Raw genomic sequence first — 11,669 nt, forward strand, 5'->3', positions numbered from 1 at the left:
GTAAACCATTGCGTTATAGTCATACTTCCTTACTTTCATTATGATAGATATAAGTAATAAGCAAGGAGGAATAACATTGTTATTGGGAAAAAAACTAAAAAGTAGTAGAGTTAAAAAAAAATATTCACAAAATGATGTAGCAGAACAGTTACATATTTCAAGGCAATCTATTTCCAAATGGGAAAATGACATCAGCTATCCTGAATTAGATAACCTGGTTAAATTAAGTACCTATTATCAAGTTTCAATTGACCATTTATTAAAAGAGAAGCCCTAAAAAAATAGATCTAATTCGATTGAAAAAAAATTAATTATTCATTAAGAGGTAGCTATAATAACTGAATTTATTTATACTTAAAAGAGAAAATTAACCAGAAGGAATGATTATTATGATAGGAACACTTGGAGATTCTCAGGCTAATTATAAAGCGATTATTCAGTCAGAAAAATTAAGTAATTGTAGAAAGAACGACTTACTTAGAAATGTTCTAACGGACATTGAGATTGTCTTTTTTGGAACACATGATAAGGAACAAGATCTCATCCAACAACAAGAAGAAGCTAAACAGCTTTATAATGACATTAGTATGAATTTTCTTGCTTGTTAAGATTAAAAAAAGTCGACAGTGAACCTAATCTGTCGGCTTTTTCTAGTTTAAAAGTACTAAAAACCTAGTCTGAAATTCAATAACGTCTCGCTGATTTCATCTTCATTGATTCCAATATAGCGCTTGGTAATTTTCTCGCTGCTATGACCGAATATTTCCATCAGTGTAGCTACGTCTTTGGTTTTCTTGTAATAGTGGTAACCAAACGTCTTACGTAGCGTGTGCGTCCCAATATCGTCTCTTCCTAACAGCTTAGCGACCTTTTGAAACATCTGATAGACCGTATTCACTTCCACATGGCCACCTTTGGTGCTCGGAAACAAATAATCCTCTGGTGCTAAGTCTTTCGTGTATTCTAAAATCAAGTCCTGCAGACTACTCAAATACAAAATACGCGTTTTCCCTGTTTTTTTCTCTACAATACGAGGGTTTTTGGAAGAAATCAGGTCTTGTTTCTTCAATTTTACAATATCCGACATGCGTAAACCGCTATTAATCCCGATCAAAAACAGAAAAACATCCCGATCCGCGTTTTTATTTCTTCTCAAACAGAATAAAAAGTCGTTTATTTCTTGTTGCGTTCTTAATGGTTGGACGTTGTAACTCATTTAAAAGCCCTCTCCTCTCACAAAAGTGATACATGATTTTGTTTAGTATACCATATAATCGTGTGTTGAAGGACGAACTAAAAAAAGAACCCTATTGGAATAGGATTCCGGATACACGATTTTATCTAATTTCATGTATTGTTGATTTTTATTGTTAGTGCTTTTTTTCTAACTTTAACTCTTTATAGACCATAATAACGTCAAATACAAAAATGATTACGCTTTTTCTAGACAGCTATAACACTTCTATAAAATAAATTATGATTAGGAAAAAGGAATAGTTATTTTATGTTTCTCAGAATAAAATTTAAGCTAATATATCTTTTTTGTTAAAAGAATAATAGGCTACAAATAACAGTACAATAAGGTAAAGACTATTTATTATCATTGAAAAAGGAAGCGTCATGTCTTCCATAAAAGGACTATTACCTGGTAAGTAGTTCGTCAAATTCCAGTTAGCCATTAATAAATATTTGGCTAACTCCGTTTTAGTGGATAAATAGAGCATGAAAGGTGGTCCTAAAAACAATAATCCTAAAGTTGTACCTAGAGATAATGATGTATTTCTACTAATCGTCGAAAGTGTAAAGGCAATTGTCGCAATGATAACGAGATAAACAAGATTACTCGCTAGTATCCCTAAAAAATACATCCCAAAATTAGAATGCATATAAGAACCCTCTGACGATAGATAGACATATTCAGGAGTCGAATTAATTTCTGAAGTGAACAGTGCAACTACCAAGGTGGCTATGTATAAACTCATATAATAAGTCACGGTGATTAACAGTGTAGCAATGTACTTAGAGGTTAATATTTTTGAGCGAGAGTACGACCGTATCAACAATAATTTTATCGTCCCCAGCGAAAATTCTTTCGAAACCATAGCGCTTGCTATAATCGTAACAAAAATACCTATCAATAAATTCAAACTAGACGTACCTACTAGAGAATCATAGAGATTGTTTGTAGCCGGAGGCTTAATATCTTCTTTTAGGTGATAGTTTAATCGTTCTATTTCACCTTGATTATCGCTGGCCGTAACTTCATCGACAAATGAAACCTCTGATTCACTAGTCAATAGTTTGGCGTTCTCTTTCTCCAATGAAGCAATTTGATTCGTTGCTTGATTTTGCCAATCCTTACCATACGAAATATCCTCAAATGATGATTCATCATTAAACAATAATGGCACTAGGCTTAAAAGGGCAGCCGACCCTATAATAATAAACAACGTTACATAGTTATTTTTTCTAAAAAAAACTTTATTCCATTCATTAACCACTAGATTTAACATAGTTTACTCCCTTTTATTTCATTGTCAGATTCATAAATCGATCTTCTAACGAATTCTCTTTTGGTTCAATACTATAAATCGCTAGATTATTTTCAACAAATAATCTGACGATTTCAGGAATGTCTAAATTTGAAACGGGTAACTGGAATTCAAGTAATCCCTCAATGAATTCACTAGTTAATTGATATTCCTTAAATAATAATTCCTGAGCTTTATCACTAGGAGACACTCTGATTTGATAATGTTTAAGTTTATCTTCATTCTTTTCTTTTAAATTTTCAGTAGCTATTAGTTCACCCTCTTTAATAATCGCTACTCGATCGCACATTAGTTCTATTTCACTGAGCAAATGGCTTGATACAATGACCGTTACACCTTTTTCATGAGCCAATGTTTGAACATATTGTCTTAATTCTTTTATTCCTGCAGGATCTAATCCATTAGTCGGCTCATCAAGTATCAAAACTTTTGGATTATTTAATAAAGACTGAGCAATACCTAACCGTTGTCTCATCCCTAAAGAATAGGTTTTAACTTTATCATTTATTTTACTTTTTAAGTTTACAAACTCTATGAGTTCATTTATTTTTTCAGTTGAGCTATTTGAATCCATTCTACTAAAGTATTTTAAATTTTCTAATCCCGATAAAAAAGGATACATTTCAGGATTTTCGACTATTGCTCCAACATTTTCCAATGCTTCTTTATGATTAGTTTGTACATCATGACCACAGATTTTTACACTACCTGTAGTTATTCCAATTAGGCCAACAATCATTCTAATAGTTGTTGTTTTCCCAGCTCCATTAGGTCCAAGAAGCCCAAATACTTCTCCTTTTTTTATATTAAGAGATAAATCCTTAATAATCTTTTTTTTACCGATGGTTTTGCTTAGATGATTTATTTCTACATTGAATTCCATAATATCTCCCTTATAAACTTAATATTGAACCATTATAAATATTTAAAGATTTATTTATTTAAGCTATGTGTCAGTTAAAGAAATTAAAGTATCTTTTACATAAATTCTTTATTATTAACCTAATAATCTAATTAAGTAAATTCTTAAAAAAAGATAAAAACAAGTAAAATATATTAAATAAAAGACCCTGTTAAAATATATAATAAGTAAAGAAAATAATAAAAAACCAACACATATAAAAATTATTTAACGTGTTGGTTTTCTATTGAATTTAATTTTTTGTCCTAGATATATTAATGTGCATTAAATTCTTTTCTAATTTCTTTCTGTAAAAGTAAAATAGTAATAACAGTCCAACCTACCTTATATATTATATTACTATCAGTAGAAAAGATTACTTTAGGTATTAGTACTATAAAAATAATCATTATTAATAAACTTATTTTTATGTAATGATTACTATTAGCATTAATATAAGAATATCCTATGAAAAGAGCCACAATAACAAATAGAATTAAATCTTCTATAGGAGATAACGATCTGTAAAAGATTAAGTAGACTAATCCCATTACTACAGATAGTCCAAAAGATATATTCGTTTTCATTCCGTTACCTCCATCTTTATTTTATTACAAGCTAATATTAATATCTATACTACTGCAAGTATAAGTTTTGCGTAAACTCGAGCTACTCCTCCACTAAATCCTACTAATTCTAAGCCAATAGTTAATCCATCTTCAATTTTCCCAGTAAATGTATCTAGTACACTTAGTGCTTTATCAAGTGCATTTAAAGATAATACAGCTTTTACCGATTTAGGAAATTTGTTGTATGACTTTCTTATTACTTTTACCATAGAAGAAAACTTACCACGAGCAGCCATTTCACTATTATCTGTATACAAATTACCTTCTTTATCATAAGCAATTCCGTTATCCAGAGTAATTCCAGTATCAGGAGTATTTAAAATATTTATTGCTTCTTCTTCAGTAATACCTACGCCTTCTAAATAGTTTAAATCTTCTGCTGTCAAAATACTATCTATTTTAATAATATTCTCGTCATTTTCGTATGTAACTTGATTCACTACTTCATCATTTTCTGCAGCAAAAACTTGCATAGTTGGAGCTCCAATACTCAATAACGTTGTTGCTAAAATACTGCTAATAATCATTTTTTTCATTTTATTATTCCTCCTAAAATTTGTATAAATCAAGAAAAAAACTCTTGATTTATTATCATCATTATCTCTTATTCTAATAGAAAAGTAACGCACCTATTAGTTGCATATTTCTTCTTTAAATTATTGATAATTTACTGTCTGCCATTCCATAAAAAAGCGCAATACCAAAACCCATGTATTAATTAATAAACCTTACGCAACTGCTAAGAATGGACCAACAACCGAAAAAAGACAGCGCATAAAGGGCCTTTTTTTTGACGCCAACGACGAAAAAAATCGGCTTGATCTTGCCAAAAAAGAGACCGAAATGGACACATTTCCAGTCTCTTTTTTTGGCTCAAAACGGCCACGTTTTGACCGGGTTTACAGGGGGATTGGGGGAGAGCAGCGCGTCCCCCAACAAGGTCGTTTGCGCCACGAAGTGGCTAGCAAACATAGAGCTTGCCAAACCCCTTCAATCAATCTTACCACTGGAAACCGAAAGCGTTTTAGTGGTAAGATTGATTTCTGAACGACAGAGCAGAAAAACAGGGGGTGGGACGTTGAGCGAACAAGAGATTTTTGAGGACACTTCAGCTGAGAGAAAACCGAAGCGCAAAGAACCGAAACAAATCAGCTTTCGAGTGAGCGAACTCGAATTTGAAAAGTTGAAGCGCTCCGCTGAAAGTTTGCAAATGAGTGTGCCGGCTTTTGTCAAAAGCAAGGCACAAGGGGCTAAGCTCGTGACACCAAAAGTGGACCGAGCAGGCGCAATTGAAATCGCCAAACAATTACGCGCGATTGGAAACAATATCAACCAGATGGCACGAGCCACAAATACGGCAGAACTCGATTCGAATTTAGCCGCCAACCTAACGGCTGAATTACAAAAGACACAAAAGGAGTTGAATCAACTATGGAAAAATCTAAATTAATCAACAGGAGATCAGTTCTACAACTTGTTTCGTTTGGTTTCGCCGTTTTTCTTATCCGAGTGGGAATGGATTATTTTTCGAATCAACCCATTGAGGGAGTAAAAATTGCCACAGAAGTGGTGTTAACCACTATTATTTACGGACTTCTAACGCTACTATTTGATTACTTTTCTAGAAAAAAAATGAAGAAAGGAAACTGATATGGCCACCATTAAATTAGCTCGCAGCACCAGTTGCTCGCGCTGCATTAACTACGCTGAACCGCGTGCGACCGTCAAAAGCGGCTTAAATTGTGATATCACTTATGCCAAAACCCAAATGAAAGCCACCCGCATGATCTATGGAAAAGACGATAAGGTCCAAGCGCATACCCTTATTCAGTCATTTAAGCCCAGTGAGGTCACTCCGGAACAAGCAAATGAACTAGGTTACGAATTAGCGCAAAAAGCCGCTGGCGGACACCAGGTGGCTATTTACACGCATACGGATAAAGATCATATCCATAATCATTTGGTTATTAATAGTGTCAATCTGGATACAGGTTTGAAATTTCAAGCACATGGCGTGGAGGCGATTGAAAAATTTAAAGAAATGAACGACGAAATTTGTTTGTCTCATGGTTTAACCGTTCCAGAAGAACCGGCCAAAATCCGCTACACTGCCGCAGAAAAAAGTATTCTAGAACGTCCAGGACAGACCAGCTGGAAAGACGAGATACGAGAAAAAATCGAACAAGCCAAACAAACCACTCCTAATTTTGACGCGTTTAAAGAAAAATTAGCTGAAAATGGCGTAAACGTGATTGAAAGAGGAAAAACCGTGACCTATCAGCATGTAGCAGAAAATAAAAAAGTCCGCGCTAAAAAATTAGGCGCAGATTACGAAAAGGAGACCATCATAAATGGCTTTGAGAGACAACTTGCACCAACAGACACCCGAAACGACAACCCAACAACCGAACGAGGAAAGCTTGAACCAGGATCTGCAGCAATTGATTCAAGTATTGACCGAGATCCGGAACTACAGCGGAGCGACGCTGCAACAGAAAAGTTTGGAGAAAGCCAATCTGGAGAACAACTTACAAGAGATTCAACAAGTGACGACTACAGTCCTGAACAGCTTCAACAGCAACTTGAAAGACTTAGAAACCACACAGACCAACTACAACGAGACAGCTCAAAAGCAGTCAACCGAATCCTTGAAACACCTGAAAATAATCCTGAACGACCTGTTAGACAAAAACAAGACGGAGATCGCGAAGATTCAGCAAGAAATGAGCCAGAACAACGCCCAATTAAGCGAGTTCAACCAGACCGTCACCAAGACCATGGACCAAGTCTTTGAGAAACTAAACGCTGAAATCAAACGGACCAATCAAAAGCTCACCATGCGAACGGTTGCAACGAATTTATATGCGAGTGTCCCGACCGGTATCGTTGTTGTAGCGCTTATGTGGCTACTAAATACCTTTAATGTATGGTAAAAATTTGTACCATTGAGAAAAGTTAGTGGTTTTAAAATACAAAAATGAAACAATTATTAGAAATAGAGAGTTAAAATCAATTTAAAGCCACTAAAAACGACGTTAGATACGTTTAAAGTTAATCAGCCGCCTTTTATAAGGTTTAAAGTTAAAGTTGAAATTAGAGCTGTTATTTTGGATTTAACACATGCAATGGTTCGAACCGTCGAGCGTAAGTCGAGACATTGAACGCTGCAGATGGTTTTGAACTATTAAAATTTTTTTAGCCTGCGGAGCAAGGCGTCCTTATTTGTTGTTTAGATGTTGAGATATTTATTAATATTAATATATGCTATTTCTTTATATTAGTTTTAATAAAGTTTTAAAAGAGTTTTAAAGATAAAAGAGTTTTAGAGGTCGGTTTTGACTTACTCCCACAAGGGATACAACTATAGTAAAGACGACATTTTGTCTTTACTATAGACGACATTTTGTCTGCGTATGGACGACATTTTGTCTGGCTATAGACGACATTTTGTCTTAGTAAAGACGACACTTTGTCTGTTTAAGAACGACATATCGTTTACATGTCGTCTATGAGTGTTTATAATGAAATAAACACTCATAAGAAAGGTGGCATTTTTGTTGAATGAAATTGTAAAATATGAAAATAGTTTAAACGATGTAAGTTTTAGAAAATTCAATCCTAATGAATTAGATCTATTTTTTTCAATATGCTCAAAATTAAAAGATAAATACACACAAGAAATCGAATTTAGTTTTGAACAATTAAAAGAATTGAGCAATTATTCGCCGACATCTGTTAAACGGTTTATGAATGATTTAGATAAAACGTATACTAAAATGCTAGGTCTTACATATGGGGAACGTACAGAAACAAGAATAAAACGTTTTGTATTATTCACAAAGTTTGATATCAATGCAGATACACAAACTGTAAAAATTGGTATCAATAATGAATTTGAATTTCTCTTGAATGACTTTGAAATGTTTACTAAATTTGAGTTAAGGGAATTTACAGAAATTAATAGTTCTTATACAAAGACGATTTACCGTAAATTAAAACAATTTAAAGGTACAGGCTTCTACACAGTCTCGATTGAAGAATTTAAACGATTATTAGATATCCCTGAAAGTTATCGTATGTATGATATAGACAGAAGAATCCTAGAAAAAAGTATTAAGGAGTTAAAACCATTCTTTAAAAGTCTAAGTTATAAAAAAGAAAAAGCTAAAAAAGGAAACAAAATTGAAAGAATTAGTTTTATTTTTGAGGAAAAAAAACAAGTACAGGTTCCCTTATATGACTGGGTTAATAATAAAGAGATAAAAACACAATCTGAAAGATATAAGAGTGAAAAGTCCAAACAAGAAAAATTAAATACTAGTGTCGTTAGTTAGATTCATTTAAACTATTGTTATAACAACATTTAAGGTGGTTTTATTTATGAATAAGGATAGTAATTTTATAGAATACATATCGCCTAATGTCGCTGCGAAGAAATTAGGAATTGCAGTAACAACCTTGCGAAAATACTCTAGTTTGATTGAGAAAACGAGCGGAAACAAGTCTTATTTTAATCGTGATAGCAATAATAGTCGATTATACACAAATAGCGACGTATCGGTTTTAAAACGGGTGGTAGCGCTAAAAGTACGCCCTGATTTTTCCCTTGAAAAGTCAATTAAACAAGCATTATCAGAAAACGACGTATCGGACGTATCAGATACCGATATCCGTTTTGAGAGCGACACATCTAACGATATGCAACCGATTCAAGATGATAAAATCAAAAAATACGAGTCACTTATTAATCAACTAATTGAAAGTAACCTAAAATTGTCAGATCAATTAGAAGTTGCTATTGTAAAGTTAGAAAATCACGATAAAAAATTACTGGAACTAGAACAAAGTTCACCAGAGAAAGTAAGTATATTTAATCGTATATTCAAAAAAAAATAATTATATTAATTTAGTATGTTTTGCCAATTTTTAAACAAAGAACTCCCACCATAATAAAATGGTGGGAGTTCTTTGTTTAATGGTGATTATGTCAACAAAGTTTTAATTTACATTTAAAATATTAATTTTTTAAATTATTTCTTCTTCTTACTCTTAAAAGTTCAATTAAAGTAAGTGCTATAGCTGTATATAATCCTCCGCCGATAAAACTTTTATTTACTATATATTCTATTGAGATACCAATAAAACTAGTAAATACCATTATTAGTATGACATAAACATATGGGTGTTTCTCTGTAAATTCTTTATACTTTTTAAACATAAAATCACCTCTAACCTATATAGCTACTTTATAGCTACTTCGTTTTGTATTTAGTTGCAACATGTTTTCCTGCTGCATTATACCCTTTGCTCATATAAAATTCTACCCAGCCATTCCCGCTTGTATCCCATTTTTTTGCAACTGCAGTTCCTGGAGCATTTCCTAATTTAGTCCATTGGGCTGAATTCAGTAATCCTGTTACAGCAAGTACAGGTAATCCAATTGTTCCAGCTACCCCAGCTATTCCAGTGTAAAAAGCAGTATTAATTGCGCCTGCTAAAACTCCTCTACTAACTGATATGCGAGTGTTCGTCCAAGCTCCCCATTTAGAAACACTAGTGCTTCCAGCAGCAGCTCTTGCTGTTTTAATATTTTCTTCGTAGATTATAACCACTGGACTATCTTCTTCATATTCAATTGTAAAATTTTGAGAATTAATAGTATCATCAGAATTTTCTCCACTATCAACTATTATAGGTTCGTCAGCTTGAATATCATTTTCTAAAATGCTTTCCTCTGTAACATTAACTTCTCTAATCTCATCTTCAGAAAAAACAGAAGCACTTACATATGTAGGTAAAGCATAACTCGCTAACATACTTCCTGCTAGTAAACTAAGTACAATTTTTTTCATTATAATTTTCCTCCTATTTTGTATAAAACTTTTTATTTTTCATCATTTAGAACTACAAAACTACAATTATTCACTATACCCTCCTTTTTCTTTTTATAACTTAATTATGTTTATATTCGGCTAAAATTAAAAGAACGCTATTAGTTACATAGTAGCAACCATTAGGTGCTAAAAGGCAACTAATAGATTATAGTCAATGATCCTTACTTTCGGTATGATAGAATAAAGAAGAGCAGAAGGAGGAATAATTATGGCCTTAGGAGAACGATTGAAGGCAAGTAGAGTTAATAAGGGCTATTCGCAAGGAGATGTGGCCGATTATTTACATATTTCAAGACAGTCCATTTCAAAATGGGAAAATGGCAATAGTTACCCTGATTTAGATAATCTAGTAAAGCTAAGTACCTATTACGAAGTTTCGATTGACGAATTACTAAAAGAAAATCAGGAACTTAAAAGAAAGATTGAAGAAAATGAAGTCAAAATAGAAGAAAATGTTCAAAAATTAGATTTTATTCGTGGAAATACAGATAAAGACGAAGGTTTAATCCTGTTAATTCTTGCTTTTATAGGAAGTTTAATCCCCCCAATTGGTTTAATTCTAGCCCCTATTATTATTAAGAGAAACAAAAAAACAAACACACTCTATAAGTTTGTTTATCTAGCGTGTGTTTGTTGTATTATAATGAATGCTTATGCTCTCTACTTTACGATAGGTAATTATTTAGGTTGGGGGACCACTACCGTAGAATTAGTTGATTAATTCAATAGGTTACAATAATTTTATTATTTTGAAGTGTTGCACGAACATTCACCGGGCTGTTCAGTTTTAGCATAATCATATTTATGTAGTAAGTAGCTTGTTTAGAATTATCCACTTTTAAACTTGAATTACGAACACTTCCTATGTAATTGTTTATAGAAGGTGAGTGCGCCTTAGTAATAGAGTTTCCTTTTATATCTATTTTATAGCTTACTTTCCATTGCAGAGCTCGTTCTTTTGTGACTTTATAGGTATTATTTTTGATACCTCTTGCCATAATAGAAAATTGAGGTTCTTCTTCAATGGTAATAGTGTAGGTCTCATCAGGGGAATCTCCAACTTCAAATTCTTGTAGTCCACCTTGATCTATATCGTAACTTACACTGTTCACGGGGGTAGTTAAAAGTTCTTCAGCTTGTACCTTTGTTGTACTGTTAAGAGTAAAAATAGTGAAAAAACTTAGAGCAAAAATGATTTTTTTCAAGTGAATTCCTCCAATTTTTATAATACCGGTAGTGATAAACTGATATGTATATCCTTTATTTGGGATAGTTAGCTCTTTTGTTTAATTAGTTTTTCTTCTGAAGCTGAAAATTTCGATTAAAGTAAAAAGGTTATTATTCCAATAATTGCAAAAATTAACATCGTTATTATTAGTGTAGTTAGGATTATTTTCAATTTTTTTTGTTGCATTAAATCACCTTTCTATTTCTATTTTTTTAGTCAACTAGATCTGATTTTCTCAGTAAATAATAACCAATAATAATTAGAGCGTATCCCAAGCTGATTTTTTTGTTTAATACAGTAACAATAGCTAAACAAAAAATAAGAAGAGACAAAAATTGATAGCAGCTTCTTTTAGTTATTTTTTTCATTATGATATCTCCCATAACCATTCTCCTAACCTAGTAGTTCATAATTAAATTATCTATCTTATCTTATGAAACGAAAAGAACGCAATGGTTTACATGG

At 32.6% G+C, this 11,669-nt stretch carries 17 protein-coding genes; 8 read left to right on the plus strand and 9 right to left on the minus strand.

Going from position 1 to position 11,669, the window contains the following annotated elements:
• Positions 1–76 precede the first annotated feature (76 nt).
• Together CAT7_RS11150 and CAT7_RS11155 are read left to right on the plus strand one after the other, a co-directional pair.
• A complete protein-coding gene (locus CAT7_RS11150; protein WP_007725638.1) occupies positions 77–277 on the plus strand; it encodes a helix-turn-helix domain-containing protein in 201 nt (66 codons plus the stop codon).
• A gap of 112 nt (positions 278–389) precedes the next feature.
• Positions 390–608 carry a hypothetical protein gene (locus tag CAT7_RS11155; protein WP_007725640.1) on the plus strand — a complete coding sequence of 73 codons (219 nt, stop codon included), beginning with the start codon at positions 390–392 and terminating at the stop codon, positions 606–608.
• A 56-nt stretch (positions 609–664) separates the two neighbouring features.
• Here CAT7_RS11155 and CAT7_RS11160 read toward each other — a convergent pair whose 3' ends face one another.
• The 5 genes from CAT7_RS11160 to CAT7_RS11180 form a co-directional block, all read right to left on the minus strand.
• A complete protein-coding gene (locus CAT7_RS11160; protein ID WP_007725642.1) occupies positions 665–1,216 on the minus strand; it encodes a tyrosine-type recombinase/integrase in 552 nt (183 codons plus the stop codon).
• A 307-nt stretch (positions 1,217–1,523) separates the two neighbouring features.
• Positions 1,524–2,513 carry an ABC transporter permease subunit gene (locus CAT7_RS11165; protein ID WP_007725644.1) on the minus strand — a complete coding sequence of 330 codons (990 nt, stop codon included), beginning with the start codon at positions 2,511–2,513 and terminating at the stop codon, positions 1,524–1,526.
• A gap of 13 nt (positions 2,514–2,526) precedes the next feature.
• Positions 2,527–3,435: an ABC transporter ATP-binding protein gene (locus CAT7_RS11170; protein ID WP_007725646.1), complete on the minus strand. Its 909-nt coding sequence runs from the start codon at positions 3,433–3,435 to the stop codon at positions 2,527–2,529.
• Positions 3,436–3,728: 293 nt separating this feature from the next.
• Positions 3,729–4,040: a hypothetical protein gene (locus CAT7_RS11175; RefSeq protein ID WP_007725647.1), complete on the minus strand. Its 312-nt coding sequence runs from the start codon at positions 4,038–4,040 to the stop codon at positions 3,729–3,731.
• 44 nt (positions 4,041–4,084) lie between these two features.
• Complete coding sequence (locus tag CAT7_RS11180; RefSeq protein WP_007725649.1) at positions 4,085–4,618, minus strand: hypothetical protein; 534 nt, start codon at positions 4,616–4,618, stop codon at positions 4,085–4,087.
• Positions 4,619–4,872: 254 nt separating this feature from the next.
• Here CAT7_RS11180 and CAT7_RS12650 point away from each other — a divergent pair, with 254 nt between their 5' ends.
• The 5 genes from CAT7_RS12650 to CAT7_RS12080 all read left to right on the plus strand — a co-directional run bounded on the left by CAT7_RS12650 (position 4,873) and on the right by CAT7_RS12080 (position 8,978).
• A complete protein-coding gene (locus CAT7_RS12650) occupies positions 4,873–5,532 on the plus strand; it encodes a plasmid mobilization protein (protein ID WP_007725651.1) in 660 nt (219 codons plus the stop codon).
• The gene (locus tag CAT7_RS11190) at positions 5,514–5,732 is read left to right on the plus strand and encodes a hypothetical protein (protein ID WP_007725653.1); all 219 of its coding nucleotides are present in this window, start codon (positions 5,514–5,516) and stop codon (positions 5,730–5,732) included. Before CAT7_RS12650 ends, CAT7_RS11190 begins: the two co-directional genes overlap by 19 nt.
• Before the next feature lies 1 nt (position 5,733).
• The gene (locus CAT7_RS11195; protein ID WP_007725656.1) at positions 5,734–6,876 is read left to right on the plus strand and encodes a relaxase/mobilization nuclease domain-containing protein; all 1,143 of its coding nucleotides are present in this window, start codon (positions 5,734–5,736) and stop codon (positions 6,874–6,876) included.
• A 763-nt stretch (positions 6,877–7,639) separates the two neighbouring features.
• Positions 7,640–8,416, plus strand: coding sequence for a replication initiation protein (locus CAT7_RS11200; protein ID WP_007725659.1), 777 nt, complete (start codon positions 7,640–7,642; stop codon positions 8,414–8,416).
• A 46-nt stretch (positions 8,417–8,462) separates the two neighbouring features.
• Complete coding sequence (locus tag CAT7_RS12080; RefSeq protein WP_007725660.1) at positions 8,463–8,978, plus strand: helix-turn-helix domain-containing protein; 516 nt, start codon at positions 8,463–8,465, stop codon at positions 8,976–8,978.
• A gap of 121 nt (positions 8,979–9,099) precedes the next feature.
• On the opposite strand, the gene CAT7_RS11210 is transcribed toward CAT7_RS12080, so the two are convergent.
• Together CAT7_RS11210 and CAT7_RS11215 are read right to left on the minus strand one after the other, a co-directional pair.
• The gene (locus CAT7_RS11210) at positions 9,100–9,300 is read right to left on the minus strand and encodes a hypothetical protein (protein WP_007725661.1); all 201 of its coding nucleotides are present in this window, start codon (positions 9,298–9,300) and stop codon (positions 9,100–9,102) included.
• Positions 9,301–9,334: 34 nt separating this feature from the next.
• Complete coding sequence (locus tag CAT7_RS11215; protein WP_007725662.1) at positions 9,335–9,934, minus strand: hypothetical protein; 600 nt, start codon at positions 9,932–9,934, stop codon at positions 9,335–9,337.
• A gap of 250 nt (positions 9,935–10,184) precedes the next feature.
• Between CAT7_RS11215 and CAT7_RS11220 the strand changes: the two genes are divergently transcribed.
• Positions 10,185–10,697, plus strand: a complete 513-nt coding sequence (locus CAT7_RS11220; protein ID WP_007725663.1) for a helix-turn-helix domain-containing protein — start codon at positions 10,185–10,187, stop codon at positions 10,695–10,697.
• Position 10,698: 1 nt separating this feature from the next.
• Here the strand turns inward: CAT7_RS11220 and CAT7_RS11225 are convergent, their stop codons facing one another.
• Both CAT7_RS11225 and CAT7_RS12450 read right to left on the minus strand, forming a co-directional pair.
• The gene (locus CAT7_RS11225; protein ID WP_007725664.1) at positions 10,699–11,181 is read right to left on the minus strand and encodes a DUF5626 family protein; all 483 of its coding nucleotides are present in this window, start codon (positions 11,179–11,181) and stop codon (positions 10,699–10,701) included.
• 235 nt (positions 11,182–11,416) lie between these two features.
• Entirely contained in the window at positions 11,417–11,572 is a 156-nt protein-coding gene (locus CAT7_RS12450) for a hypothetical protein (protein WP_197050073.1), read from the minus strand.
• Positions 11,573–11,669 lie beyond the last annotated feature (97 nt).

The sequence above is a fragment of the Carnobacterium sp. AT7 genome (genome assembly GCF_000171855.1).
GTDB classification, from domain to species: domain Bacteria; phylum Bacillota; class Bacilli; order Lactobacillales; family Carnobacteriaceae; genus Carnobacterium_B; species Carnobacterium_B jeotgali.